The organism is Pseudomonas sp. LBUM1679 (genome assembly GCF_059695565.1).
In genome coordinates this window covers 3,383,774-3,409,549 of the sequence record NZ_CP166774.1, presented here as the reverse complement: position 1 = coordinate 3,409,549, position 25,776 = coordinate 3,383,774, and the positions used below count along the sequence as shown (strand labels likewise).

Annotated in this window: 23 protein-coding genes and 1 pseudogene; 12 read left to right on the top strand and 12 right to left on the bottom strand. The window is 61.0% G+C overall.

What is annotated here, in order from left to right; translation table 11 throughout:
* Window positions 1-13: 13 nt before the first annotated feature.
* Together ACA062_RS15580 and ACA062_RS15575 are read right to left on the bottom strand one after the other, a co-directional pair.
* Window positions 14-1,597, bottom strand: a complete 1,584-nt coding sequence (locus tag ACA062_RS15580; RefSeq protein WP_497457193.1) for an ATP-binding cassette domain-containing protein — start codon at window positions 1,595-1,597, stop codon at window positions 14-16.
* A 12-nt stretch (window positions 1,598-1,609) separates the two neighbouring features.
* Window positions 1,610-1,762 (bottom strand): hypothetical protein, encoded by a 153-nt coding sequence (locus tag ACA062_RS15575; RefSeq protein WP_497457192.1) that lies wholly within the window; start codon window positions 1,760-1,762, stop codon window positions 1,610-1,612.
* A gap of 646 nt (window positions 1,763-2,408) precedes the next feature.
* On the opposite strand from ACA062_RS15575, the gene acuR reads away from it, so the two are divergent.
* Window positions 2,409-3,035, top strand: a complete 627-nt coding sequence (acuR, locus tag ACA062_RS15570; RefSeq protein ID WP_497457191.1) for an acrylate utilization transcriptional regulator AcuR — start codon at window positions 2,409-2,411, stop codon at window positions 3,033-3,035.
* 46 nt (window positions 3,036-3,081) lie between these two features.
* Complete coding sequence (acuI, locus tag ACA062_RS15565; protein ID WP_497457190.1) at window positions 3,082-4,065, top strand: acrylyl-CoA reductase (NADPH); 984 nt, start codon at window positions 3,082-3,084, stop codon at window positions 4,063-4,065.
* Between the two features lie 45 nt (window positions 4,066-4,110).
* On the opposite strand, the gene hutG is transcribed toward acuI, so the two are convergent.
* The 6 genes from hutG to ACA062_RS15535 form a co-directional block, all read right to left on the bottom strand.
* On the bottom strand, window positions 4,111-4,914 hold the full coding sequence (gene hutG, locus ACA062_RS15560; protein WP_497457189.1) for an N-formylglutamate deformylase: 804 nt from the start codon (window positions 4,912-4,914) through the stop codon (window positions 4,111-4,113).
* Window positions 4,911-6,305 carry a formimidoylglutamate deiminase gene (locus tag ACA062_RS15555; protein WP_497457188.1) on the bottom strand — a complete coding sequence of 465 codons (1,395 nt, stop codon included), beginning with the start codon at window positions 6,303-6,305 and terminating at the stop codon, window positions 4,911-4,913. Before ACA062_RS15555 ends, hutG begins: the two co-directional genes overlap by 4 nt.
* An 89-nt stretch (window positions 6,306-6,394) precedes the next feature.
* Window positions 6,395-7,168 carry an amino acid ABC transporter ATP-binding protein gene (locus ACA062_RS15550; protein ID WP_497457187.1) on the bottom strand — a complete coding sequence of 258 codons (774 nt, stop codon included), beginning with the start codon at window positions 7,166-7,168 and terminating at the stop codon, window positions 6,395-6,397.
* Window positions 7,168-7,833 (bottom strand): amino acid ABC transporter permease, encoded by a 666-nt coding sequence (locus tag ACA062_RS15545; RefSeq protein ID WP_497457186.1) that lies wholly within the window; start codon window positions 7,831-7,833, stop codon window positions 7,168-7,170. The genes ACA062_RS15550 and ACA062_RS15545 overlap by 1 nt, the downstream gene beginning before the upstream one ends.
* A gap of 68 nt (window positions 7,834-7,901) precedes the next feature.
* The gene (locus ACA062_RS15540) at window positions 7,902-8,657 is read right to left on the bottom strand and encodes a transporter substrate-binding domain-containing protein (RefSeq protein ID WP_497457185.1); all 756 of its coding nucleotides are present in this window, start codon (window positions 8,655-8,657) and stop codon (window positions 7,902-7,904) included.
* 60 nt (window positions 8,658-8,717) lie between these two features.
* Complete coding sequence (locus ACA062_RS15535) at window positions 8,718-9,455, bottom strand: IclR family transcriptional regulator (RefSeq protein WP_497457426.1); 738 nt, start codon at window positions 9,453-9,455, stop codon at window positions 8,718-8,720.
* Between the two features lie 159 nt (window positions 9,456-9,614).
* Here ACA062_RS15535 and ACA062_RS15530 point away from each other — a divergent pair.
* From ACA062_RS15530 to dsdC, 5 genes and pseudogenes are all read left to right on the top strand, one after another.
* Window positions 9,615-10,381: pseudogene (locus ACA062_RS15530) on the top strand (cytosine permease).
* A 65-nt stretch (window positions 10,382-10,446) separates the two neighbouring features.
* Complete coding sequence (locus tag ACA062_RS15525) at window positions 10,447-11,163, top strand: methyl-accepting chemotaxis protein (RefSeq protein WP_497457184.1); 717 nt, start codon at window positions 10,447-10,449, stop codon at window positions 11,161-11,163.
* A 196-nt stretch (window positions 11,164-11,359) separates the two neighbouring features.
* Window positions 11,360-12,700: a GntT/GntP/DsdX family permease gene (locus ACA062_RS15520; RefSeq protein ID WP_497457183.1), complete on the top strand. Its 1,341-nt coding sequence runs from the start codon at window positions 11,360-11,362 to the stop codon at window positions 12,698-12,700.
* A gap of 44 nt (window positions 12,701-12,744) precedes the next feature.
* Complete coding sequence (gene dsdA, locus ACA062_RS15515) at window positions 12,745-14,097, top strand: D-serine ammonia-lyase (protein WP_497457182.1); 1,353 nt, start codon at window positions 12,745-12,747, stop codon at window positions 14,095-14,097.
* Between the two features lie 160 nt (window positions 14,098-14,257).
* Window positions 14,258-15,229 (top strand): DNA-binding transcriptional regulator DsdC, encoded by a 972-nt coding sequence (gene dsdC / locus ACA062_RS15510; protein ID WP_497457181.1) that lies wholly within the window; start codon window positions 14,258-14,260, stop codon window positions 15,227-15,229.
* 361 nt (window positions 15,230-15,590) lie between these two features.
* On the opposite strand, the gene cydB is transcribed toward dsdC, so the two are convergent.
* From cydB to ACA062_RS15490, 4 genes are all read right to left on the bottom strand, one after another.
* The gene (gene cydB / locus ACA062_RS15505; protein WP_497457180.1) at window positions 15,591-16,592 is read right to left on the bottom strand and encodes a cytochrome d ubiquinol oxidase subunit II; all 1,002 of its coding nucleotides are present in this window, start codon (window positions 16,590-16,592) and stop codon (window positions 15,591-15,593) included.
* Window positions 16,593-16,603: 11 nt separating this feature from the next.
* On the bottom strand, window positions 16,604-17,980 hold the full coding sequence (locus tag ACA062_RS15500; protein WP_497457179.1) for a cytochrome ubiquinol oxidase subunit I: 1,377 nt from the start codon (window positions 17,978-17,980) through the stop codon (window positions 16,604-16,606).
* Between the two features lie 184 nt (window positions 17,981-18,164).
* The gene (gene mug, locus ACA062_RS15495) at window positions 18,165-18,701 is read right to left on the bottom strand and encodes a G/U mismatch-specific DNA glycosylase (RefSeq protein WP_497457178.1); all 537 of its coding nucleotides are present in this window, start codon (window positions 18,699-18,701) and stop codon (window positions 18,165-18,167) included.
* An 8-nt stretch (window positions 18,702-18,709) separates the two neighbouring features.
* Window positions 18,710-19,333 carry a TetR/AcrR family transcriptional regulator gene (locus ACA062_RS15490; protein ID WP_497457425.1) on the bottom strand — a complete coding sequence of 208 codons (624 nt, stop codon included), beginning with the start codon at window positions 19,331-19,333 and terminating at the stop codon, window positions 18,710-18,712.
* Window positions 19,334-19,578: 245 nt separating this feature from the next.
* Between ACA062_RS15490 and ACA062_RS15485 the strand changes: the two genes are divergently transcribed.
* The 5 genes from ACA062_RS15485 to ACA062_RS15465 all read left to right on the top strand — a co-directional run bounded on the left by ACA062_RS15485 (window position 19,579) and on the right by ACA062_RS15465 (window position 25,768).
* Window positions 19,579-20,715, top strand: a complete 1,137-nt coding sequence (locus ACA062_RS15485) for an HlyD family secretion protein (protein WP_497457177.1) — start codon at window positions 19,579-19,581, stop codon at window positions 20,713-20,715.
* On the top strand, window positions 20,715-22,193 hold the full coding sequence (locus ACA062_RS15480) for a DHA2 family efflux MFS transporter permease subunit (protein ID WP_497457176.1): 1,479 nt from the start codon (window positions 20,715-20,717) through the stop codon (window positions 22,191-22,193). The genes ACA062_RS15485 and ACA062_RS15480 overlap by 1 nt, the downstream gene beginning before the upstream one ends.
* Before the next feature lie 19 nt (window positions 22,194-22,212).
* Window positions 22,213-23,679: an efflux transporter outer membrane subunit gene (locus ACA062_RS15475; RefSeq protein ID WP_497457175.1), complete on the top strand. Its 1,467-nt coding sequence runs from the start codon at window positions 22,213-22,215 to the stop codon at window positions 23,677-23,679.
* A 22-nt stretch (window positions 23,680-23,701) separates the two neighbouring features.
* Window positions 23,702-24,652, top strand: a complete 951-nt coding sequence (locus tag ACA062_RS15470) for an aldo/keto reductase (protein WP_497457174.1) — start codon at window positions 23,702-23,704, stop codon at window positions 24,650-24,652.
* Window positions 24,653-24,721: 69 nt separating this feature from the next.
* The gene (locus ACA062_RS15465) at window positions 24,722-25,768 is read left to right on the top strand and encodes a LysR family transcriptional regulator (protein WP_497457173.1); all 1,047 of its coding nucleotides are present in this window, start codon (window positions 24,722-24,724) and stop codon (window positions 25,766-25,768) included.
* Window positions 25,769-25,776 lie beyond the last annotated feature (8 nt).

Genomic DNA, 25,776 nt, shown 5'->3' with positions numbered 1-25,776 from the left:
TGGACAACAACCTCTAGCTTTTGAGATGGAGCTCAGCACCCAGATGAATGGCCTGTAAGAAAGCACTGTCGTGAGAGACGACGATCAATGCCCCTTGATACTGGTTAAGCATCTGCTCCAGCGCGATTCTACTGGGCAGATCCAAATGGTTATCCGGCTCGTCCAGCAACAGCAATTGCGGGGGGCGCTGTGCATACAGCTGCGCCGCCAGGGCTATTTTCAGGCGTTCGCCGCCACTCAACTGACAGGTCTCGAGCATCGCACGATCCGCATCAATCCCCATCTGCGCCAGCCGGGTTCGAGCCTCGGCTTCGGGCAATTGCGGATTACTCTCATGGAGCCACTGCACCGCCGTGCGTTCGGGATACTGCAATCCGGCGTGTTGATCCAGCCAGCCGACATGGCAACTGCAAATGAGTTCGCCTCCGCGCACCGGCAGTTGGCCAGCGATTACTCGCAACAGGGTCGACTTGCCGCTGCCGTTGGCGCCCAGGATCGCCATGCGCATAGGCCCCGTCAGCGTCAGATTGACCGACGCCGTATGACCGAACGGCAGCACGACATCGTTGAGCTGCAATATCAGCTTGCCATTGGGCACTACGCTTTCCGGAGACAGCATCATGCGTTGAATGTCCGGCGCGTACCGCGCACGGGCCTCGGCGATCCGCTGTTGCTGCTGCTCCCGGGCCACCTGTTGATTGAGGCGCAATTTTCCCTGACTGTTTTCACTGCGCTCTTTCTGGGCATTGGTGATCAGTTTGGTCTGATTGCCGTCGCGGGCCTGACGGTCGCCGCGGGCATTACGCCGTTGCTGACGCTCCATCTGCACGACCATCTCACGTTGCTCACGCTTGGCCTGCGCCCGCTCACCTTGCAATGCCGACTGGAATGCCTGCTGTTCTTGCTCGCGCGCCGCCGCATACTGATTGTAGTTGCCGCCATAAACCGCCAGCCCCAATGGCGAAAGCTCGACAATTTCGTTCACGTGCTCCAGAAGTCCGCGGTCGTGGCTGATCAACACCAGGCCGTTGGGCCAGCGATCGATCTGCTGCGCCAGCTTGAGTTGCTGATCAATATCCAGGTGGTTGCTGGGCTCATCCAGAATGAGCCAGTCGGCCCGGGATAACCACGCCCCCAGCAGCGCCACCCGTTGCCGTTCGCCGCCACTGAGGGCGTCGGTCCGCGAGTCGGCATTCAAATGACCCAGGCCGATCTTTTCCAGCTCGGCGTCTAGCCGTGCGGCGCAATCCCACTGATCGACGGCCAGCGAATGGTCGTCATCGTCGACGCTGCCTTGGGCTATGCGCTCCAGTGCCGCCAGAATATGGTCGACCCCGGCCAGCGCCGCAACGCTGGGATAGCGCTCGGATTCCAGTAACTGCGCCACGGCGTAAACCCGCCCTTCGCGACGGACGATGCCGCTGGTGGGCAGTTGCTCCCCCGTCAGGAGCCGGCCAAGCAAGGACTTGCCACAGCCATTGACGCCCACGATTCCCGTGGCCCTGGTACTGAAGGTGTGGTTCAAGTGATCGAACAGCATGCGCCCGTCGGGCAGGTTGAACGACACTTGATCAAGTTGAAGTAACCGTTGAGTCATGACGCTTCCTTATCAATCGGCCTGATAGGCCTGAACCACTCCCTGATGGTGCGCAACAGCACCCGGCGGATGGGCAATGACCGTGAACACGGCGCCTATCCACATTTGAAAATAACCTTCGAACAGCATACCGGCCCTGATCGACGTCGCGAGATCTTGTGTCACCCTTAACACCATGGCCACCGTCCAGGACTACGACTTCTTTGCCGCAACGATCAAGGCGCTCAAGCAATGAGAGCGCTGGCCGACCACCCTGCCCTTTTGACAGGCCCGGGCGACTCAATTGCCCGACCCGTAATCGCCTGACAATGCTTCAACGGCCGCGGTGTGTCACACCACTGCCGCCGGTCCCGGTGGGATGGATTATGGAAAGCACTGAACCCTGTAGGAGCCGGCTTGCCGGCGAAGGCGTCTTAATGGGCGGTGCAAGGCTTGAGGCCGCCTTCGCTGGCAAGCCAGCTCCTACAGGATCACCTGCATACTGATGGATTATGGTTAACGTCAAACCCTGTAGGAGCCGGCTTGCTGGCGAAGGCGTCTGCATGGGCGGTGCAAGGCTTGAGGCCGCCTTCGCTGGCAAGCCAGCTCCTACACGATCACCTGCATACTGATGGATTATGGTTAACGTCAAACCCTGTAGGAGCCGGCTTGCTGGCGAAGGCGTCTGCATGGGCGGTGCAAGGCTTGAGGCCACCTTCGCTGGCAAGCCAGCTCTTACACGCCGGACGTCTGGCGGGACACATTTGACCGCCATCAGGCGCGGTTGATTTTTTCAACTTGCATTAATAAACGATCGGTCTATATTCATGCCATGACCGACTTGCCTAAACGCCGCGGGCGTCCGCCGAAAAGCCCCCGCGCCAATCCCGATACCCGCAATGCGTTGATTCGCAGCGGTACCGCCCTGCTGACCGAACAGGGCTTCATGAGTACCGGCATCGATTTGCTGCTGACGCAGGTCGGCGTGCCCAAAGGCTCGTTCTACTATTATTTCGAAAGCAAGGAGGCCTTCGGGCATGCCGTGCTGGACAACTACGCCGACTATTTCGCACGGCGCCTGGATCGGCATTTCCTCAACGAAGACCTGCCGCCGCTGCAACGCATAACCGCCTTCGTCGAAGACGCCAAACGCGGCATGACCAAGTATGAATTCAAGCGTGGCTGCCTGGTGGGCAACCTGGGCCAGGAAGTGACCTTGCTGCCGGCCAGCTTTAAACAACGCCTGGACGCCGTGATCAACTCCTGGCAAGCGCGCTTGAGCAGTTGCCTGCAAGCGGCCAAGGCCTGCGGCGAACTGAACCCGGCGGTGGATTGCGAGGACCAGGCGGCGTTTTTCTGGATCGGTTGGGAGGGTGCGGTACTGCGTGCGCGCCTGACTGGCAATACGCATCCGTTGGATATTTTCCTGCGCGGTTTCCTGTCAGGGCTCAAAGCCTGACTTTTTTGCACTATTTATAGACGATCAGTCTAAAAGGAGAAGAGTGATGTTTGACGCCATTCTGATTGAGAAAGACGACGCGGGTTATCGCGCCACCCTGCAGCGCCTGCAAGAGACGCAGCTGCCCGAGGGTGACGTCACGGTACGCGTTCACTACAGCACGCTGAACTACAAGGATGCCCTGGCCATCACCGGCAAAGGCCCGGTAGTGCGCAAGTTTCCGATGGTCCCGGGCATCGACCTGGCCGGAACCGTCGAGCACAGCGAAAACGCGACTTACAAAGCCGGCGACCAGGTCCTGCTCAATGGGTGGGGCGTGGGTGAAAACCATTGGGGTGGCCTCGCGCAAAAGGCACGACTCAACGGCGACTGGCTGATCCCCCTCCCCGCCGGATTTACCGCGGCACAGGCCATGGCCATCGGTACCGCCGGCTACACCGCCATGCTCTGCGTGATGGCCCTGGAACGCCACGGCGTCACGCCCCGCAGCGGCGAGATCCTGGTGACCGGCGCCAATGGCGGAGTCGGCAGTTTCGCCATCGCGCTGTTGAGCGGCCTGGGCTATCAGGTCGTCGCGTCCACCGGTCGGCCACAGGAGTCGGACTACCTCAAGGCGCTGGGCGCCAGCGACATCATCGACCGTGCGAGCTTGAGCGAGCCGGGCAAACCCATGGTCAAGGAACGTTGGGCGGGCGTGATCGACTCCGTGGGCAGCCACACCCTGGCCAATGCCTGTGCCGCGACCCGTTACGGTGGTGTGGTGGCCGCGTGCGGACTGGCCCAGGGGATGGACTTCCCTGCCAGCGTGGCACCGTTCATTCTGCGCGGGATCACCCTGGCCGGTATCGATAGCGTGATGCGCCCTCGGCAGGACCGGATTGACGCCTGGAATCGCCTGGATCGCGATCTGGACCGCACACTGCTCGAACAGATCACCCAGACGGTCGCGCTCAAAGACATTATTCCGATGGCGCAGAAACTGTTGGCTGGCCAGGTACGGGGGCGCCTGGTGGTCGCACTGGATGTGTAGGAGCGAGCTTGCTCCTACAATGTGTGGCGTTTTTCGTGGTGAGACTCAGCTGGGTTTGAACCCCATGAACTGCTGCACCAGCGTCGCCAGCACCGGCTTCAGCCGGGCCACCAACGTCTCGTCCAGCGCATAGGGGGCGACCTCCTGCATGTAGCTGCGCTGTGCCAACTCGAGCTGGATCGCATGCACCCGTTGTGCAGGGTTGCCGTAGGTGCGGGTGATGTGGCCGCCCTTGAAGCGACCGTTCAACACCGCAGGCAAGTCCGGCGCAGCGTCCCTGGCCGAGGCCAGCAAGGCCTCGGCGATGCCGGCTGCGCATGAGGTTGCGTTGGCCGTTCCGAAGTTGAACACCGGCAGTTCTCCATCGAACAGATGGGGAATGACCGAACGAATCGAATGGGCATCCCAGAGCAAGGCATAGCCATGGATGGCTTTGATTCGCTCGAGTTCCGACTGCAGGGCGCGGTGGTACGGCTGCCAATAAAGCTCGAGGCGCCGCGCCGTTTCCGCCTCGTCTGGCGCCTGTCCATCAAGGTACAGGGGCACGCCGTCGAAGGTGGTGAGCGGACACAGGCCGGTCGTGTTCTGGCCGGGGTACAGGTTTTCACCGTCGGCCGGGCGATTCAGGTCGATCACATACCGCGAGCACAGCGGCCGCAGGACGGATGCGCCCAGAGCGCCGGCAAAGTCGTACAGCAATTCGATATGCCAGTCCGTGTCGTCCACGGCAAGCCCGGTCGGGCTGAACCGGTGCCGAAGGTCGTCGGGCAAATGGGTCCCCACATGCGGCATGGAGATCAGCAGCGGACCGTGGCCCTGCTGCAGGGTGAATACGGCGTCGTGACTCATACGGTTTCCTTCAACAACTGGGCAAGGGCGGCGCGGTAGTCGTGCAGAGCGTTAGCCTGCAGCGCATGTTGGCCGTTATCGATGACTTTTTCCCCGCCGACGAAGACGTCGCGCACCGGATTACCGCCATGCTCGCAGAACACCAGCGCAGAGAGCAGTTGCCGCGGATTGTCGGGGTCGACATTGGGCGCATCGCGGTCGATCACGACAAAGTCGGCGCGCTGCCCCACCGACAACCCCGCGACTCGCCGACCGGTCGCTGCGGCGCCGCCGATCACCGCCTGACTGAACAACCGGTCGGCGACCACCGGCGCGTTGACGTCGGCCAATACGTTGCGGCGGCGGTGCAGCAGGCGCTGGCCGTACTCAAGCAAGCGCAGTTCGGACCAGGGGTTGACGGTGATATTGCTGTCGGAGCCAATCCCCCAGCGACCGTTGGCCGCCAGGTACCGCTGGGCATCGAACAGACCGTCGCCCAGGTTGGCCTCGGTCGTCAGGCACAGGCCCGCCGTGGCGCCACTGCGCGCGAGGTCGGCGTATTCGGTGTCGTTCATGTGCGTGGCATGCACCAGGCACCAGCGGCTGTCCACGGGCTGGCGCGCCAGCAGCCATTCCACCGGACGCTGGCCGAGGGCGGCGATGCAGTCGTCGACTTCCTTGGTCTGCTCGGCGATATGAACGTGGATCGGCGCCTGACCGTCATCGGCATTCAGCCCCTCGAGCAGCGTCGACAGCGACGCCTCGGACACGGCGCGCAACGAGTGCGGGGCCACGCCATAACGCAGATTGGCGTGTTCGGGCATGGACGCCTTCAGCCGCTGACGCAGCGCCAGAATCCACTCCGGCGAGGAGATGAAGCGCCGTTGGTGGGCCAGGGGCTCGGTCTGCCCGAAGCCGCTGTACTGATAGAGAACCGGCAACAACGTCATGCCGATTCCGACCTCCTGCGCCGCGCTGACGATGCGTTGCGCCAGCTCTGCCGGATTGTCATAAGGCTGCCCGTCGGCCCCGTGGTGCACATAGTGAAACTCGCACACCGACGTGTAACCGGCCTTGAGCATCTCGATGTAGAGCTGGCGCCCGATGGCGTGTAAATGTCCTGGTTGCAGTCGCTGGGCGAAACGGTACATCAAGGTGCGCCAGCTCCAGAACGAATCGGCCGGGTCGCCCATGGTTTCGGTCAGGCCGGCCATGGCGCGCTGGAACGTATGAGAATGCACATTCGGCATGCCGCTGACCACTGGCCCGGACGCCAGTGGCATGTCCGGGCTGCGGGCTGCATCGACACGGATCTCGCTCAGGTCGCCAGCCTCATCCCAGCGCAACAGCACATTGTCGTGCCATCCGCCAGGCAGCAGTGCACGTTCGGCAAACAGGCTGCGATGGGTCAAAACAGGATTTGAATCGCGATCTACGGGAGCATTTACATCGACATCGGGCTTCACGGTCACCTCGCAAAAAACAGACAGGAACGGGCCGATCAGCCGGCGTGCGAAGCGTCGCGGGCCAGGACACTTTGCAGGAAGCTGCGTGTGCGCGCTTCCTTGGGTGCGGTGAACAACTGGGCCGGCGGGGCTGCCTCGACGATCGCGCCCTGGTCCATCACCACCACCACGTCGGCCACTTCACGGGCAAATCCCATCTCGTGGGTGACGATGATCATGGTCATGCCTTCGGCGGCCAAGGTCTGCATCACCTGCAACACTTCACCCACCAGTTCCGGGTCGAGCGCCGAGGTTGGCTCATCGAACAACATCACTTTGGGGTCCATGGCCAAGGCGCGGGCAATGGCCACTCGCTGCTTCTGGCCCCCGGACAGGGTGCCGGGATACACGTCGGCCTTGTGTTTCAGACCCACCTTGTCGAGCAGCTGCAAGCCCTGCTCATGGGCTTCCTTGCGCGACTTCCTGTGCAGGGACAGGGGCGCCAGCGTGACGTTTTCCAGCACCGTCAGATGCGGGAACAGATTGAAGGACTGAAAGACCATGCCCACTTCGCTGCGCATTTCATCCAGTTTCGCTTCGGACATCATCTGGCCCTCCTCGACCACGGTGTGACCGCAGACGTGCAGCGTGCCGCCTTCGGCGGTTTCCAGACCGTTCATGCAGCGCAGGAAGGTGCTCTTGCCCGAGCCGCTGGGCCCGATCACCACGACCACCTGGCTGGCCTGCACGGAAAAATCGATGTTATGCAGCACCTGGTGCGTCCCGAAGGATTTGCTCAGGTTCTTGATGTCGATAATGGTTGCACTCATCACGCTCTCCCGTCCGCACGCAGCATTCTTTCGGTTCTACGCAGAATCAATGTTGTGGTACCGGTGAGCATCAGATAAATGAACGCGATAGCCAGGTACACTTCCAGCGAGCGGTAGGACACGCTGATGATTTTCTCGCCCTCGTGCATCACATCGGCAATGGTCAACAACGACACCAGCGCAGAGTTCTTGATCAAGGCGATGAACTCGTTACCCAGCGCCGGGATCATCCGGACAAACGCCTGGGGCAGGATGACCTTGCGCATCGCCATCCTGTACGGCAAGCCCAGTGAGCGCGCGGCTTCCATCTGGCCTTTTTCGACTGACTGAATGGAGCCACGGACAACTTCCGACACGTAAGCCGCGCTGTAGATGCCCAGGCCGAAAATGCCACACACATACGCGGGCAACTGAATGCCGAAATGCGGCAAGCCGAAAAACAGGATGAACAGTTGCACCAGCAGTGGCGTGCCGCGCACCAGTGTCAGGTAGGTGGTGCAGAAACCGTAGATGATGGCGCGGTCTTTGTTCAGCCGACCAAGTCCGATCAACAGACCGAGAATACAACTGAGCACCAGCGCTGCAGCCGTGATTTCGAGGGTGACACCGGTGCCCGCCAAAAGCGCGCGCCAGCCCGCCCAGACCGGGGAAAAATCGAGGTCCATATATATACTCCGCAAGTTAAGCCACTGCAGGACATCCGGCACGGATACGCAGGATGGCGATCAGGTCATTATTCTTTTGTTGTGCCAAACCACTTAAGTATCAGTGCTGCGTATTCACCGTTGCTGCGCAGGGTTTGCAACGCCTGGTTCATTTGCTGAGCCAGTTCGGTGTCATTCTTGCGGATGGCAAAACCATACAACTCGGTGGTCAGGCCTTCATCAAGCACCCGAACCCGCGGCTCGGACTTGGCATACTCCACCGCGGCTGGCCGCCCGGTGACGGCGGCGTTGACCCGGCCAATGGTCAGCAGGTCAAACATGGCCTGGTTCTTCTCGACTTCGACAACCTGGACCGCCGGGTAATGGTTTTTCAGGAACTCGATGGATTTGGTGCCCACCTGCGCGGTGACTTTCTTGCCTGCCACCAGGTCGGCGGGTTTATTGATCGTGGTGTCGTCCTTGAGGACCAGCACCGCCAGACCGCCACGGTAGTAGGAGTCGGTGAAGTTGACGACCTGGCGGCGCTCGTCGGTCATGTAGATGGCCGAGGCCGCCACGTCGAACCGGTTGGAGATCAGGCCGGGAATCAGCCCTTTGAAGCCGATGTCGACCCATTCAACCTTCTTGCCCATTTGCTTGCCCATGGCTTCGATCAACTCGACGTCGAAGCCCGTTCGCTGACCGTCCTTGATAAATTCCATTGGCGGGAATGTGGCATCGGTGCCGACTCGCATCACCTCATCCGCCGCCTGGGCAGGCATGCAGATCAGGGTCAACAGGGCAAATACCGCAGCGATCGGGCTTAGCAACTTGGAAGCATTCATCAAGGGGTCCTCGGCGAGGGTGAGTTCTGAAAAGGGTCAGAACAGTGAGCAAGCGACAGGCTAGAACCGATTGCTGATACGGCTGCCTGCTTTTCTTGTGAGGCTGATCAGCTCAGCTTCGCGTGATCCAACTCGTAGCGAAGGCGCCATCAACGTGATGGTGCCCTGGAGACTTTCATCATGTGAAATCAGTGGCACACTGACCCCCCATACGCCCTGGTCGACTTCACTGTCGCTGGTGGCGAAACGGTTCCTGCGAATTTCAATGATTTCCTTCTCCAATGCCTCCAGGCATTGCGGCGAGTCGCCCAACTGCTCCTGCATGAGGCGCTGGCGAAGCTCTTCGGGCAGAAACGCCAGCAGGCTCTTTGCAGATGCGCCATGCATCAACGAATGCGCGCGGCCCTTGGTAAAGGAGCAGCGCAGCGACCGGTTGCACTCTTCCATCGCAATGCAGACCATCTGTTCGTTGCTGTACACCAGCAGGCCGACACTCTCGCCGGTCCGTTCCACCAGTGCGCTGATTTCGTCGCGGCTCTGGTTGATCAGGTTCGAGTTCTGATCAAAACCCCAGGCCAGTTGCACACCCGTGGCCCCGGGTGCAAAGAGGCCCGATGTCATGTGCTCCTGCAACAGCCCCCACTTTTTCAGGACCGCAAGGTGACGATAAACCGTACTTAACGGTATCCCCACTTGCGAGGCTATGCGCTTGGCACCCATCGGCCGTCCGGCCTTGGCCACGCAAGCCAATACCTGCAGGACACGATCGACGATGCTTTTGGTTCCAGAATCGTTCATGGCTTCAGTATAGGTAGCTATTATCAGTTTTGGAGTCGTGTTCTCATCCTGCGGGAAAGACGAGCACACTAATTTGAGTGACCGCCCACGCCCCTGGGCAAGACTGACTTTCGGGTCAGTCCTTGCAGTTTTTTTTCAGCGTCAGGGGGAATTGGCCTGATGGCTAACGCGGCGATGCTGATCGTGGCCTACTTTGCGGCACTGCTGCTCAACTTTGGCGACTTTGCACGCTTTGCCAAGAGCGAGTCAGTGATGAAAAAGGGCAACTTCTGGGGCCTTCCGGTCAATTTCATCCTGTTTGCGTTAATCACGGTCATTGTCACTGGCGGTTCGATACAGGTGTTCGGCGAGGCCATCATGGACCCGTGTTGATCGTTGAAAGAATCAATAACCCGATCGTCTCGATCATCGGCGCCATTACGTTCATCGTCGCCACGATGGGCATCAACATCGTTGCCAACTTCGTCTCGCCCGCCTATGACATCGCCAACCTGGCGCCGCAGAAAATCAACTTCAGGCTGGGCGGCTTGATCGCCTCGATCCTGTCGGTGCTGGTCTGCCCATGGTTGTTTGTGTCGAGTCCGCAGGCGATCACGATTTTCGTCAGTGTCTTCGGCGCGGTGTTGGGGCCGATGTTCGGCATCATGGTCTCAGACTACTACCTGGTGAAGCGGCAGATCATCAAGCTGGAGGATCTGTACACCCTGTCTCCCGAAGGCTCGCTGTACTTCAAGGGCGGCTGGAACACCAAGGCCTTGTTCGCGCTGATTGTTTCGGGAAGCGTGTCGATCAGCCTGGCCTTGCTGGGCGCATTCGGGCTGATGTTCAACATCGGCGACTGGGGGTGGCTGATAGGTGCGGTCAGCGGAGCATTCATCCATGTGGTGGCCAGTCGCATGGGGGCGGCTGGGTCGCCGCGCGCCTGAAAGCTGTTTTCATTCCCGTCCTGGGCTGTTTGGACGATGCCATTGTTCTGCCAGTGAACACCGCCATGAACGAAATGGTTGCCACCGTGCAGGATGTGGCACGCAACGCCGAAGCCGCAGCCTGCTCCGCCGATCAGGCTGACCGGCAAGCGAACCAGGGCACGTTGGTGGTTCAGCAGACCATAGCGCGCATCGAGAGACTGGCGATGACTGTGGAGCAGTCTGCGCAATCCATCGAGCGCCTGAACCATGACAGCGCCAACATCGGCACGGTATTGGATGTGATCAAAAGTATCGCCGAGCAGACCAATCTGCTCGCCCTCAATGCGGCTATCGAAGCGGCGCGCGCAGGGGATGCCGGTCGCGGTTTTGCCGTCGTGGCTGACGAAGTTCGAGCGTTGGCCCGCCGAACCCAGGAATCGACGGCGCAGATTGAAGGCTTGATCGGCACCTTGCAAACGGGTGCGCAAGGTGCGGTAGACATGATGGGCATGAGCCGCGTCGAAGCCGGCCATACCGTGGGGTCGGCCAAGGAAGCCGGTGCGGTACTGGCAACGATCAACACCGCTGTGTCGAATATTCAGCAGATGAATCAGCAGATTGCTACCGCTGCCGAGCAACAGAGTTCGGTGGCCGAAGGGATCAATCGCAGTGTTGCAAGTATTCACGATGTCGCTGAACAGTCGGCTGCCGCCGCAGAAGAGTCTTCTGCCGCCAGCACTGATCTGGCCCGCCTGGGCGGCGAATTGCAAACCATGGTCAGCCGCTTCAAATTGGTCTGACGCAGTAACAAGCCGGCCCTGTCGCACCGATCCTGGACGGCTGGGCCCGGCTTGCCCTCCTCCCTATGGATGATCCCATGTCATCCATACCTTGATGATCCATCCTTTGTCAGCCCCTGAAGAGTGGCCTCTAATGCCGCGAAGCCAGTGATCCCTATCACTGATTTCAACAATAAAAACTCTTCCAGGAGATACCATGCACAGCGGTCCCACTTTATTGCTGGTGTTGTTTTGCGCCATCTTTCTGATCGTTTTCCTAATCGTCAAAGTTCGCGTCCACGCCTTCCTGGCCTTGACCGCAGCGAGTTTTGTGGTGGGGATCGGTTCAGGCATGCCACTGGCGCAAATGGCCTCTTCCTATGAAAAAGGTGTCGGTGGCACACTCGGGTTCCTGGCAACGGTCATTGGCCTTGGCGCCATACTCGGCAAGATGCTCGAAGAATCCGGTGGCGCGGAACGCATCGCCCGCACGCTATTGAGCGCCATGGGTAAAGAGCGTGCTTCATGGGCCATGATGCTCGTCGGGTTTATTGCGGGCATCCCCGTGTTCTTCGAGGTTGGATTCGTCCTGCTTATCCCGCTGATCTATGTGGTCGCGAAAGAGACCAGGATCAACCTGCTGTACCTGGGCGTGCCCTTGGCCGTGTCGCTGATGGCCGTTCATTGCATGTTGCCCCCGCACCCTGCCGCCATGGCGATTACCGGGATGCTGGGCGCCGATGTCGGCAAGGTCATCGTGTACGGCCTGATTGTCGCGCTGCCGACCGCCATCATTGCCGGGCCGCTGTGGATCAAGCTGGTCTGCAAGAGTGAAGCGCCTGACACTCAAGCAGCTTTTCTGGACGAACATTGCGATGACAGCGCGACCCGGGACTTGCCAGGCCTGGGCTTGACGCTGCTGACCATCCTGTTGCCACTGCTGCTGATGGTAGGGAAAAGCCTCGCGACCGCCCTGCCCCATGACTCGGGCGCATTCAGTGTCATTTCGTTCCTGGGCACGCCGCTGATAGCCCTGTCCATTGCCGTGGTGTTCGCCTACTGGGCGCTGGGGCTGCGCCGCGGCTTATCGATGCCTGACTTGCTCGCGCACACTCAGAAGAGCTTTCCTCCACTGGCCAGCATTCTGTTGATCATCGGTGCCGGCGGGGCATTCAACGGCATCCTGGTCGACAGCGGCGTGGGTAACGCGCTGGCCGGTTCGTTGACGCAATTGAACATGAATCCCATCGTCCTTGCGTGGTTGGTGGCCGGGTTGATGCACTTCGCCGTCGGCTCGGCGACAGTGGCCATGATCAGCGCGGCGGGCATGGTCCTGCCGATGCTGGGCGCTCATCCCGCCGTGAGCAAGGAAATCATCTGCATTGCCATCGGCGCCGGCGCCATTGGCTGGACCCATGTGACGGACTCCGCCTTCTGGGTGGTCAAGGAATACCTGGGGGTCTCGCTGGCCGAAGCCTTGAAGAAATTCACCCTGGCCACCGTACTGGCGTCCCTGGTCGCGCTGGGGCTGACCCTGCTGCTGTCGAATTTCGTTTGAATCAACCCGTATTTTCAGCCTTATCTGTTTAAAGGGACCACGTCATGATTTTGGGAAAAACACTTGAAAGCTGGTACGCCAGTCATCCTTTGATTCGCGATCTGGTCGCGCTGCAAGAAACCACCTGGTTCAACCCTGCCGTGGCGCCGGTCGCGGAATCGATCGGCGATGTGGGGTTGACGGCCGCCGACGTCGCCGATGCCAGCGCTCGCCTGACGCGTTTTGCTGCTTACCTCAGCCGTGCGTTCCCGGAAACGCAGGCCAGTGGCGGCATTATCGAGTCGGACGTGGTGCCGGTGCCACACCTGCAGCAAGCGCTGAGCGAGCGCTACGGCCAGGCACTGGCTGGGGCGCTGTGGCTCAAGCGGGACAGCCATCTACCCATTTCGGGCTCCATCAAGGCGCGCGGCGGTATCTATGAAGTGCTCAAGCATGCCGAGGACCTGGCGTTGGCTGGCAATCTGCTGACCCTTGACGACGACTACGCCGTGCTGGACAGCGATAAGGCGCGGGCGTTTTTCGGCCAGTATAAAATAGCCGTCGGCTCGACCGGCAACCTCGGCATGTCCATCGGCATCATGGGCGCTGCGCTGGGCTTCCAGGTGACCGTGCACATGTCGGCGGATGCGCGACAATGGAAGAAAGACAAGTTGCGCTCGCACGGCGTCACGGTTGTCGAGTACGCCTCCGATTACAGCGTGGCCGTTGCGCAAGGCCGTCAACAAGCGGAGTCCGATCCGGCCTGCCATTTTGTGGACGATGAAAACTCGGTCAACCTGTTCCTGGGCTACTCGGTGGCCGCCGAGCGCCTGAAACAGCAATTGGCGCAGGCCACTATCACCGTGGATGCGCAACATCCATTGTTTGTCTATCTGCCCTGTGGCGTGGGTGGCGCGCCTGGCGGCGTGGCCTTCGGCCTGAAGCTGGCCTTCGGTGATGCCGTGCACTGCATTTTCGCCGAGCCCACTCACTCGCCGTGCATGATGCTGGGCGTCTATACCGGGCTGCACGACGAAGTGAGCGTGCAAGAATTCGGTATTGACAACGTGACGGCTGCCGACGGCCTGGCCGTCGGCCGCGCATCAGGTTTTGTCGGCAAGGCCATGCAGCGTTTGCTCGATGGTTTCTACACCGTCAGCGACGAGGAAATGTACAGCTTGCTGGCACTGCTGGAGCGCTGCGAAGGTGTGCGTCTTGAGCCCTCCGCGCTCGCCGGCGTGCCCGGCATTGCCCGAGTCCATGCCGACCGGCAAGGCTACCTGGCCCGCGCGGGCCTGGACGACCAGGCCATGGTGCAAGCTACCCATCTGGTGTGGGCAACGGGCGGCAACATGGTGCCTGGCGACGAGATGGACGCGTATCTGGCCAAGGGCCGTGAATTGCTCGGCAAGGGTTGATCGGGCGATAGACCCGCGCGGCAGGAATGCGCCCGGGTACTCGTTGATTCAAGCGCAAAACCGGATGTGGCAAGATGAACGACTTGCCACATCCGAGTCCGTTTGACCTCTGGGAATGCGTCCTGCACCCGGCGGCTTTTGTGCTCGAGGGAAAACTGTCGTGCTCAACCTTCCTCCTCGTATCAGTTCCAGGCTCAACAGCAGCCAGTTTGCGAACCTTCACACCTTTCTGGTCGCCGCGCGTCACCTGAGCTTTGCCCGTGCGGCGGAGGAACTGTGCTTGACCGCAAGCGCCGTGAGCCACCGCATAAGCCGGCTGGAAACCGCGCTGGCGATGAAACTGTTCCAGCGCCTGACCCGGCAGGTCAGCCTGACCGATGAAGGCGAACGGATCTTTGAAATACTCCAGAATGCGATGGGAGAATTGTCCGAAGCCCTTGAGCAATCGTCACAAGCTGAAGTGGCTGGCTCCATCGCGCTCTATGTAAGGCCTTCCATCGCCCAATGCTGGCTGGTTCCCCGGCTGGCGGACTTTGTCGAGCGTTACCCTCTGGTGTCACTGGACCTGCGGGTAGGTAATGACAATGTCGATTTCCGCACCCGCAAAATCGACTTGGCCCTGTATTACGCCAACGGCGAATTCCCCGGGCTCACGAGCCATCGATTGATGCGCGAACAGCTGGCCCCCGTGTGCAGTCCCGACTATGCGCGACGCCATCGCCTGGAGGAAAACCCCGAGAACTTGCGGCACTGCACAACCTTGCATGACTCCCTGGCCTGGGATCATGCGGCCTATGACGCAGAGTGGACGCTCTGGGCAGAACAGCACAACCTGCTCGCGGCACTGCCCAAACGCACCTTGACCTTCGATCGCTCCGATTTGAGTGTCACGGCCGCCATGAACCACGCCGGTATCGCGATTGGCCGTCAACAGCTGGTGCAAAAGCGCGTCGATCGCGGCGAACTGGTGCTTCCCCTCGCCGGCTTCAGCCGATCGGGCCACTATGATTATTATCTGGTTCACCCGCCGCTCGACACCCTCCCTAAACGATTACTGGTGTTCATGAACTGGTTGCGCGAGTGCGCCAGTCAATCGTCACCCCTGGGTAAGAACGAAGACCTGCTCGGATGAGAGGTGTGCACAAGCAGGCGGCGAGGCCATCCTACTCGGCTCTTCACCCTTGAAGGCGTAGGGGAGCCCTGGATGGGGGTCAGGCAAGCTTCGCCCACTCGTCACGCTGCATCATCTCGACGATGATCCGCACCGGCGACATCAGATGGGTGCGCATCAGGCTCGTCGCCTGCTGCGACCTCGGCCATTCCGATCGGCGCGTACATCGTCGACAAGGTCCGCGAGCAGCTCGCAAGCACCGGCGCCAGTTTCGTCAAACCGGTCAACTCCGCTCGGCCCGCCCCTCTGGCGGCATCCGTCGCCCCCCCCCATTAACCTGTAACCCGGCAGCGAGGAATTTTGTCGACGCCACCGGTTGCGGTCAATCACGCGCGGCACGGACCTTCCCGCTGAAGACCCTGAAGCCGTAAGTGTTGTATATGAGCGTCACCGGTATCAGCACGGCGAAACCGACCAGCATGAACAGTTGGCTGGCCGGGCTGGAGGCGGCAGCCTGCAACGTCAGATCCGGCGGAACGATCAGCGGATACAGCGCAGCGATCATCAAGACGAACGCCACCACGAAGATTCCCAATGCCGCGAACAGTGGCAGATAGTGTCGACGGCTTCGAAAGCCCGAGATGAAGCCAATCAGCAGTGCAATGAGCAAGACGGCGGCCGGCAGCCAGACAAGAGGGTCTGAAAGCCGATGCGCGTACCGAGCGTCCAATGTCACTGTCCAGGCAACCAGCACGGTCAACAGCAACACGGTTACGCTGGCCAGCACCTTCGCCTGTCGGGCTGATCGTTGCTGCAGTTCTTCTTCGGTACGCCAATATAGCCAGCAGGCACCCAGCCAGGTGTAGCCCACCACGAGCACCGCACCGCAGTAGAGCGGGAACATGGCCAGCCACTCCCAGCCGTCGCCACTGTACTGCCCCCCTTGATTGGGGACGCCCTGTACAAGCGTCCCCAACACCATCCCCTGCGCGCTCCCGGCGAGCAGTGAACCCACTGACAGCAAGCCATCGACACCACGCTTGAGCCTGGCGCTGCTCGCGTAGTCACGAAACTCCAACGCCACCGCTCGGAGAATCAACGCCAGAAACATCAGGATAAAGGGCAGGTAAAGCGCCGGCAGCAGGATGGCGTAGGCCAGCGGAAACAGGGCCAACAGGCCGCCGCCACCTAATACGAGCCAGGTTTCATTGGCATCCCAGATCGGCAAAATGGTCACCGCCATGGTGCGTCGCTGCCGGCTACAGCGGGTCAGGCCCAGCAGTACGCCAACGCCAAGATCAGTGCCGTCCAACAAGACGTAGTTCATTACCGAGAACCCTAGGGCTGCCGCGCAAAGCAGGGTCAACATGTCATTATCGAACATGGCGCATGCCCTCAGGAATCACCCGTCTCGTCAGCCAACGCAGGCTGCGGCCCGGGCTCGTCCTTGTGCGGAGGATCACGCAGTATTCGCAGGAGCACCCAGAGGCCAACACCGAATATCAGCAGGTAAAACCCCAGGATCACCCAGGTCGACCCGACCACCTGCTGTCGGGACACCGAGGACAGGCTGTCAGCCGTGCGCAGCAATCCGTAGACGGTGAAAGGTTGGCGGCCCACCTCGGTCACCACCCAGCCGCTGAGCATCGCGAGAAAACCGGCCGGGGCCATCAGCACACCCCATCGGAGCAGCCAGCGCGCGGCGTATAACCGTTGTCGCCGTCGCACCAGCAGACTGGCAATACCCTGCCCCAGCATCAACAGGCCCAGACCGACCATGACGCGAAATGCAAAAAACACCACGGGCACCGGTGGGATGTCCTGTGGCGGGAATTCATCCAGAGCGGCAATGCTGCCACTCAGGTCATGCCGCAGGTACAGCGAACCCAGGCGGGGAATCGCCACCTCCCAATGATTGCGTCGCTCGGCCATGTCTGGAATGGCGAATAAGCGCAGGGGTTCCCCCGCACCCTGGGCGGGACGAGTCCAGGAGGCCTCGACGGCGGCGATTTTCTGTGGCTGAACCTCGAGGCTGTGCCGACCATGCAGGTGACCCGCCACTATTTGCAGGGGTGCAAGCACGACAAGCGCCCACAGCGCCATGGAGTATTGCAGGCGTGCTCGTGGGTTGCGGGGTTGCTGTAACAATTGCCAGGCGCTGACCCCGGCCACCAGCGTGGCGGTGCCAAGGAACGTGGCCAACGTCATGTGCACCAGCCGATAAGGGAACGACGGATTAAAGATAATCGCCCACCAATCTTCGGCCAGAAAGCGTCCATCAATGCCAATGGTGTAACCGGCAGGCGTCTGCATCCAGGAATTGGCCGACAGGATCCAGAACGCACTGATCAGTGAGCCGAGGGCCACCGCGCAGGTGGCGAAGAAATGAATCCGCGGGCCGACCTTCTTCAAACCGAAGAGCATGATGCCAAGAAAACCAGCCTCTAGAAAAAACGCGGCGAGCACTTCGTAGAACATCAAGGGCCCGAGGATGTCTCCCGCCTTGGCCGAAAGCCGCGACCAATTGAGTCCGAACTGATACTCCAGAATCAGGCCCGAGGCGGTGCCCACCGCCACGGTGAGGGCAAATACTTTCAGCCAGTAACGATAAACGTCCAGATAGATCTGTCGCCCACGCCACAGCCAAAGCGCTTCGAGCGCCATCAAAAAGTTGGCCAGCCCGATGGTGAGGGCGGCCAACACGATATGAAAGCTGATGGTGATCGCGAATTGGGCACGCGCCGCCATCAGCGCCGAGTCAACCGAGTCCATGCGGCCCACTGACCGTTGGCCAGCGCATGCAGGAATGAAGGGCTAAAAGAAGCACGCAAAGGTTGCCGGGATAACAGGAGATGATGGCGAGAATAGGCATGACAACTGTCCGGTGCAGTAGTTGTCGGTGGACTCTGCTCAGCGCCAATGATTCCGCAAGATAATGTCGAGTAAAGTCCGAAGCCTACGACCTCGGGTCAGGGCGTGGATACGCCTGCAGACCGGCAGCCTGATGTAGCTGTCGATACGCCGCCACCAATTGCTCCAGTGTGAACGCAAGATTGCGCCCACTGGGGTTGGGCAGCACCCAGACGGTTGCACCGCCGAACGTCCTGGCCTGAAGTCCCCACTGAATGACCTTCTGCCCGGACAATCCGGCATAGGCCGCTTTTCCGAGAAACGCCACATGGCGCGGTGCATGGCGGACAATTTTCTGTTCAAAACTCGCAGCGGCTGCGGTGAATTCCCGGGCGGACAACTGATCAGCCCGCGCTGTCGGCCGTGCGACCACGGCGGTCAATCCATATTGGTACTCAAGGATTGACCGGTCGTTTTCCGGCCGCACTTGTTCGGGAGTGAACCCGGCCAGATGCAGCGTGCGCCAGAAGCGATTTCCCCGCCCCGCGAAATGATGCCCCCGGGCCGCGGCCAGCAAGCCGGGATTGATCCCGCAAAAAACCACTGACAGACCTTCAGCCAGAATGTCTTCAAGCGCTTCCATAATCCATCTCAGCTGCAGATGACGTTGACCGCATTGCGCGCAAGGCCGGTCAACTCTTCGCGGGATTTACCCGCCCGCGCGCGAATCGAAATGCTGTGCAGCAGCGAGGAGGCAAGTACTGCCAGCGCTGCCGGATCGGTACCGGGTTTCAGTTCGCCGGATTCAATCGCGGTTTGCAGGCGGGCTTCGAGATCGGCGTCGAGCTGGCTGAGCCGCGCCGACAACACATCGCGGATCTGCGGATCCTCGACGGCCTCGGTGGTCGCTGTACCAATCGCAAAACAGCCCCGCGGCTGCCCATCCCCCGAGAAATAAATCGCCAACTGCCCTTCATAAAAATCGGTCAGCGCTTGCTTCAGTGTCAGGCTGCCGTCGTTTAACGCAGCCCGCATGGCGGTGTGAGCCGTTTGCCAGTACTGGTCGAGCGCCTTGATATAGAGGGCGTGTTTATCGCCGAACGCAGCATACAGGCTCGGGCGATTCATTCCCGCCGCACTGGCAATGCTGTCCAGCGAAGCGCCGGAATAGCCGGTGTTCCAGAACACCCCGAGCGCCTGCTGCAGCGCTGTCTGCGGGTCATACGCGCGAGGACGGCCGCGGCCTTTTCCTTCTGTCGTTTTATTTTGTGCCATGTCGTACAAAATCCTTGCATGAAGAGGGGCTCACTTATATTCTTACACCATCGCACAAAATTAAGGAACCAGAAATTCCTTGATCGCCAGCGCAGCTCAAATCGGGTCTGACCACGACGAAACAGCGGTACGGAGCGATCCTCCCCCACCGCGCACGGATTTGATTACTCACAGCAATTAATGACGTCGGGGTCGCAGGCGATCGTGCACAGCGCCCGATTTCCCGGTTAAGGGTGGATTCGAGCATGACCAGGCAATTCGATCTCTCAGCAGCACCAGCCAGCGCACACCCGGGTCCTGACCTGGCTGACGCACCGCCGAAAAAACCCCTGAAGCAGAAGCTGCGGCCACTGCTCATGGCAGGCGTTCCCGCCCTCTTCGCCGTCATCGGCTACAGCCAATACGTGGCGAACGTGCCGTTCGTGTCCACTGACAACGCCTATGCCCGCGTGGCCAAGGCCTCAATCAATGCGCGGATTTCCGGGCAAGTGATCGAGATCGCTGTCGATGACAATCAACAGGTGCGCAAGGGCCAGATCCTGTTCCGCATCGACCCCAAGCCGTTCCAGATCGCCGTTGACCGTGCGCAAGCCCGGTTGGGCACCGCCCGCCTGAGCATCGACGGACTCAAGGCCAACTACCGCCAGCAACAGGCCGAACTGCAATCGGCCAAGGCGTCGGCCGATTACGAACAGAAAGAATTCGCCCGCAAAAAAGCGTTGATGGCGACCGAGTTCGTATCCCGGGCCCTCTACGAGCGCGCCGAAACCGACCTGAAAGTCTCGCGGCAACGCATCGCCTCGATCGAACAACAGATCGCCAGCGCCGTCGCCGCCCTCAACGGCAACCCGGACATCGCCATCGACAGCCACCCCGCCGTGCGCGAGGCCCAGGCTCAGCTTGACGAAGCGCTGCTCTACCTCTCCTACACGACAGTGACCGCGCCGGACCAGGGCATCGTCGCCAAGGTCGACGATCTGCAGGTCGGCAACTACCTCAACAACGGCGCCGCCGCGTTCGCGCTGATTTCCGATCGGGAGATCTGGGTCGAGGCCAACTTTCGCGAGACGCAAGTCACGCACATGCGCCCCGGTCAGCCAGCGACCATCACCCTCGATACCTACCCGGACCGGCAGTTCAAGGCGCACGTGATCAGCATGAGCCCCGGTGCCGGCGCTGACTTTGCCCTGCTGCCGCCGGAAAACGCGACCGGCAACTGGGTGAAGGTGGTGCAGCGGGTTCCGGTTCGTCTTGAACTGGACGAGGCCGATCCTGCCCTCCCGGTGTTCTCCGGCACCAGCGCCACGGTCAAGGTCGATACCGGCTACCGCTTGCCGTGGTGGCATCCGCTCAAGTCGTTGTTGACCGCAGGTAATCCGTGATGAACGCCACCGCTCACGCCATGACTGCCGACGCGCGCTCGCTGAGGTTCGTTGCCCTGCTCGCGACCTACATGCAATCGGTGAACCTGCCGTTGCCGAACGCAGCGCTGCGCCTGATTCAGGGCAGTATTTCGATGACCGACGATCAGGCCGGCTGGATCTTCACCGCCTACCTGGCCGCCAGCGCTATCACCCTGCCCGTCGCGCAATGGCTGGCCGGGCGCTGCGGTTTGAAGCGTGTTTATCAGAGCGCGCTGGTGATGTTCGCCCTCGGTCTGTGGCTCGCAACGCTGGCCGGCACACCGCTGGAGTTCATCGCTGCGCGCATCCTTCAAGGGCTGGCCAGTGGCGTGCTGGCGCCGCTGTCGATGGCCATTGCGCTGGAGACGTTGCCTGCCGAACGGCGCCCGGCGTTCGGCCCGAAATGGACGGCGCTGGTGCTGTTCGGCATCGTCAGCGGGCCGAGCATCGGCGGCTGGATCTGCGAGTATGCCGACTGGCGCCCGATGTTCTACCTCAGCCTGCCGCTGACGGCGTACATCTTCATGGTGGTGACGCTGCTGCTCGCCGAGAAGAAGGCCGACCAGCGCCCGTCGTTCGACTTCTTCGGCTTCGGCACCTTCACCCTCGGCATGATTGCCCTGCAAATGCTCCTCGACCGTGGCGAGCTCCTGGACTGGTTCGATTCGCCGGAAATCTGGATCGAAGCGCTGGCCTGCGCGCTGGGGCTGTACCTGTTCGTCGTCCATGTGCTGACCGCCAAGGTGCATTTTCTCAGTAAGGGTTTGTTCGGCGACCGCAACTTCATGCTGTCGACGGTGATGTTCTTCGCCCTCGGTTTCGTGCTGCTGTCGACCATGGCGCTGACCTCGCCGATGCTCGACGAAATCCTCGGTTATCCGCCGGACACCACCGGTTTCCTGACCATCCCGCGCGGCATCGGGCTGGTGGGCGCGTTCCTGTTGATGGGCCGTGCGCCTGCCTGGATCGACACCCGGGTGTTCATCGCCGCCGGCATTGCCCTGGTGGTGTACGCCAACTGGCTGATGCTCGGTTACTCACCGCTGATGGACTGGACGCCGGTGGCGGTGACCGGCTTCATCCAGGGTGTCGGCCTCGGCATTTTGATGCCGGCGCTGAGCAAGGTCGCGTTCAGCACGATCGATCCGAAGCTGCGTCCGGAAGCCACCGGGTTCTTCAACCTGATGCGGGTCTACGGCAGCACCCTCGGCGTGGCCGTGGTGCAGATCTTTTTCTTCAACAACACCCAGGCGATGCACTCGGCGCTGGTCAGCCACCTGACGCCGTACCGCGTGACGCTGCCGACCTCGCTGCCGGTGCTTGAGGGGCTCAACCATCTGGTCACGCACCAGGCGGCGTTCATCGCGGTCATGGGGCAATTCAAGATTCTGATGATGGCGATGCTCGTGGTGAGTCCGCTGGTGTTGTTCCTTCGCAAGCCGGTTGCGGCCAACTGATATTCGTGGAGTCTGGAACATGAAAACGTCTACGCGCTTCACCCGCTCTGCGTTCCCGGTCACCTTCATTGCGCTGGCGATGATTGTGATGCTGTCCGCCTGCTCCGTCGGCCCCGACTTTGAACGGCCCACCGCCAGTTCGTCACAACACTACGATCAACAGGCCGAGCGGCAACCTGGCAGCCAGCGCTTTGACATTGGCAAACGGATCAACGGCGACTGGTGGTCGGCGTTGCGCTCGCCAAAACTCGATCAGGTCATGCACCGTGCCATCGATGGCAACCTCGAACTGGTGGCCGCCGACGCGACCATCCGCCAGGCCGCTTCTGCCGTCGCGGCGGCGGAAGGTGCGTTGTATCCGCAGCTGGACTTCGGCGCTACAGGCGGTCGCCAACGCACCCACACCGGGCCTGAACCGAGCGTCTCGAACTTCTACGCCATCGGTCCACGGGTCGCGTTCGATCTGGACGCGTTCGGCGGCAACAAACGCGTGGTCGAAGGTCAGCAAGCGCTGACCGATCTGCAAAAGCATCGCTACGAAGCGGCGTACCTGACCCTGACCGGCGACGTCACCCGCCAGGCGTTGCTGCTCGCGTCGGCCAACGCACAAATCCAGGCCGTGCAGGCGCTGCTGGCCAACGACGCGAAAAACCTCGATCTGGTACAGAGGGCGCATCAGAGCGGCACCACGACCCGGATCGATGTGTCGCTGGCCGAAACCCGCCTCGCGCAGGACCGTACGCTGCTGCCACCACTCGCCCAGCAACGTGATGCGGCGCGGCATGCGTTGTCGATCCTGGCCGGCAAAGGCCCGGCGGACTGGATCGCGCCGGACTTTACCCTCGACGAATTCGCCCTGCCGTCGAGCATCCCGGTCAGCCTGCCCTCCGAAATGGCCCGCACCCGGCCAGACATCCTGCAAGCCGAATCCGAACTGCACATCGCCAGCGCGGCAGTGGGCGTGGCGACGGCGAACCTCTTTCCCCGCGTCGTACTATCCGCCTCGCTGGCGCAAGCCGCGTCGGGCAATGGCGGCGCCGCGCTCTGGGGATTCGCCGCCGGGTTGGCCGCGCCGATCTTCAATGGCGGCACGCTCAAGGCTGAACGTCAGGCGGCGGTCGACAGTTACCACGCCTCCCTCGCCCGCTACCGGCAAACGGTGATCCAGTCGTTCGGCCAGGTCGCGGACACCCTGCAGGCGATCAACCATGGCGCGGAGCAAAGCCTGGCGCAGGACGACGCCTTGCGCGCCGCCGACACCAGCTTTCGCTTGAACCAACAGGCTTACGCCCAAGGCGCCAACAGCATCCTGCAAGTGCTCGAAGCCGAACGCGCCTACGAGCAGGCACTGCTCGGACAGATCCGCGCGAAGACTGCGCGCTATCTCGACACGGTGCAGCTGTTCGTGGCGCTGGGCGGCAATGCCGTAGGCGTCTTCGAGCAACACCTCGCCGCGCGCGATCGCACTGATCAACAACCGCTGTAACGACCGACATTGGAGAACTGACATGACCTACGAAGCCTTTCACGATGAACTTCGCGACACACGCTTGCCACTGAGCAACGGTGCGGGTTCGATGCCCGCCGTGGGATTCGGCACGCTGTTGCGCGACCTGGGCACCACCACCGAGGCAGTCAGATGCGCCCTCGAAACGGGCTTTCGCCACTTCGACTGCGCCGAGCGTTATCGCAACGAAGACAAGATCGGCGTGGCGTTCCAGCAGGTTTTCGCCGCCGGCAGCATCCGCCGCGAGGACGTGTTCATCACCACCAAACTGTGGAACACCAACCACCGCCCCGAGCGGGTCAGACCGGCGTTCGAAGCGAGCTGCCAACGGCTGCAGGTCGACTACATCGATTGCTACCTGATCCATACGCCGTTCGCCTTCCAGCCCGGCGACGATCAGGATCCACGGGACGTTTTCGGACATGTCATCTACGATGGCGAAATCACGCTGCTCGACACTTGGCGCGCCCTTGAAAGCCTGGTGGATGAAGGTCGCTGCAAGTCCATCGGTCTCTCGGACATCACCCTGGATGCGTTGAAGGAGATTGTCGCTGCCGCACGGATCAAACCCTCGGTGGTGCAAATCGAATCGCACCCGTATTTGCCGGAATGGGAGATGCTGGAGTTCTGCAAACAGCACGGGATCATTGTTCTGGCCTTTGCACCGCTGGGGCACGGGATGGAGCCGAATGTGCTGGAAGACCCGGTGATCACCAGCATCGTCCGGCATGTGCAAAAAACCCCGGCGCAAGTGGCGCTGGCGTGGGCGGTACAACGCGGCACCGCTTTCCTGACGACTTCGGCGACGCCAAGCCATATTCAGGAGAACTTCGATATTGCGACACTGCCGCACCGGGCGATGCGTGAGATCAAGGAAGACATCACCACCCGGATTCGATTCAATTCAGTGGTGGAGACCGGCGTTCCTGGCTTTATTGCGCGTAAAAAGTGACCAACAAACGGGGCGCTCTCCCTCGAGGCCGCCCCTATACTCTCCCCACCTGATTCCCGAGACGAAACGATGGACGTCTTCCAGAGCATGCGCTTTTTCATCGTCGTCGCCCAAAGCGGCAGCTTCACCGCCGCCGCGCAGCTGCTTGATACCACCACGACCAACGTCTCCAAAACCGTCTCTGCCCTCGAGGCCCGCTTGCACACGCGCCTGATCAACCGCACCACTCGCCGCCTCGCCCTCACCGAAGCCGGCATACGTTACTTGCAACGCTGCGAAAAAATCCTCGACGACGTACGCGAAGCCGACGAGGAAGCCGGAACCGCCCAGACCGTGCCCGTCGGCCGCTTGAAAATCCACGCCATGTCGGCCATCGGTAACCATTACGTGATCGATGCCATCGCCCGCTACCGGGAAATCCACCCGACAGTCATGTTCGACCTGACCCTGACCAACCGCGTCCCGGACCTGCTGGAAGAAGGCTACGACATGTCCATCGTGCTGGCCCGCGACCTCCCGGATTCGGGCTTCGTCGCCCAGCGCCTCGGCATCACCTACAGCATCCTCTGCGCATCGCCGGCCTACCTGGAAAAACGCGGCCTCCCGCACACACCCGGCGCGCTCTGCGAGCATGAGTGCCTGCGGATCGTCAACACGGTCATGCCGGTCGAGAACTGGACCTTCGAAGGCCCCCAAGGTACGGAAACCATCACGATTGCGCTGTCACCCTTTCACATCAACACCGCCGACGGCATGACCATCGCGATCGAAAAAGGCATGGGAATCGGCATTCAGCCAATAGCATCGGCCGTGAGCGGCCTGAGGGCAGGGACATTGGTGCGGGTATTGCCAGAGTACCGGCTGGAGGAGTTGAACCTGTTCGCGATCTATCCGTCGCGCAAGTTCGTCGATGCGAAGATTAAAACCTGGGTGGAATTTCTCAATAAGAAAGGATCTCACGGCCCTTTTTTTGTATTGAAACTAAACTCAGTTGGTCAGCCAGGACTCTACGGTCGACTATGGCGCGCGGCGGACATGATCGAGCCAAAACCGCGGCCTGAACGGGTACAGAAACTGGCCATTGGCACGGAGCCTTGCGAAAAACTTATGCGGTAATCGCTTAT

Excerpts from the sequence above, each read along its gene's own strand:
- ACA062_RS15485 (WP_497457177.1), top strand. The coding sequence starts at position 19,579 with ATGACCAGGCAATTCGATCTCTCAGCAGCACCAGCCAGCGCACACCCG.
- ACA062_RS15500 (WP_497457179.1), bottom strand. The coding sequence starts at position 17,980 with ATGGACTCGGTTGACTCGGCGCTGATGGCGGCGCGTGCCCAATTCGCG.
- ACA062_RS15470 (WP_497457174.1), top strand. The coding sequence starts at position 23,702 with ATGACCTACGAAGCCTTTCACGATGAACTTCGCGACACACGCTTGCCA.
- ACA062_RS15520 (WP_497457183.1), top strand. The coding sequence starts at position 11,360 with ATGCACAGCGGTCCCACTTTATTGCTGGTGTTGTTTTGCGCCATCTTT.
- ACA062_RS15580 (WP_497457193.1), bottom strand. The coding sequence starts at position 1,597 with ATGACTCAACGGTTACTTCAACTTGATCAAGTGTCGTTCAACCTGCCC.
- dsdA (WP_497457182.1), top strand. The coding sequence starts at position 12,745 with ATGATTTTGGGAAAAACACTTGAAAGCTGGTACGCCAGTCATCCTTTG.
- ACA062_RS15540 (WP_497457185.1), bottom strand. The coding sequence starts at position 8,657 with ATGAATGCTTCCAAGTTGCTAAGCCCGATCGCTGCGGTATTTGCCCTG.
- acuI (WP_497457190.1), top strand. The coding sequence starts at position 3,082 with ATGTTTGACGCCATTCTGATTGAGAAAGACGACGCGGGTTATCGCGCC.
- ACA062_RS15535 (WP_497457426.1), bottom strand. The coding sequence starts at position 9,455 with ATGAACGATTCTGGAACCAAAAGCATCGTCGATCGTGTCCTGCAGGTA.
- hutG (WP_497457189.1), bottom strand. The coding sequence starts at position 4,914 with ATGAGTCACGACGCCGTATTCACCCTGCAGCAGGGCCACGGTCCGCTG.
- ACA062_RS15475 (WP_497457175.1), top strand. The coding sequence starts at position 22,213 with ATGAAAACGTCTACGCGCTTCACCCGCTCTGCGTTCCCGGTCACCTTC.
- ACA062_RS15490 (WP_497457425.1), bottom strand. The coding sequence starts at position 19,333 with ATGGCACAAAATAAAACGACAGAAGGAAAAGGCCGCGGCCGTCCTCGC.
- ACA062_RS15550 (WP_497457187.1), bottom strand. The coding sequence starts at position 7,168 with ATGAGTGCAACCATTATCGACATCAAGAACCTGAGCAAATCCTTCGGG.
- ACA062_RS15525 (WP_497457184.1), top strand. The coding sequence starts at position 10,447 with ATGAACGAAATGGTTGCCACCGTGCAGGATGTGGCACGCAACGCCGAA.
- acuR (WP_497457191.1), top strand. The coding sequence starts at position 2,409 with ATGACCGACTTGCCTAAACGCCGCGGGCGTCCGCCGAAAAGCCCCCGC.
- cydB (WP_497457180.1), bottom strand. The coding sequence starts at position 16,592 with ATGTTCGATAATGACATGTTGACCCTGCTTTGCGCGGCAGCCCTAGGG.
- mug (WP_497457178.1), bottom strand. The coding sequence starts at position 18,701 with ATGGAAGCGCTTGAAGACATTCTGGCTGAAGGTCTGTCAGTGGTTTTT.
- ACA062_RS15465 (WP_497457173.1), top strand. The coding sequence starts at position 24,722 with ATGGACGTCTTCCAGAGCATGCGCTTTTTCATCGTCGTCGCCCAAAGC.
- ACA062_RS15480 (WP_497457176.1), top strand. The coding sequence starts at position 20,715 with ATGAACGCCACCGCTCACGCCATGACTGCCGACGCGCGCTCGCTGAGG.
- ACA062_RS15545 (WP_497457186.1), bottom strand. The coding sequence starts at position 7,833 with ATGGACCTCGATTTTTCCCCGGTCTGGGCGGGCTGGCGCGCGCTTTTG.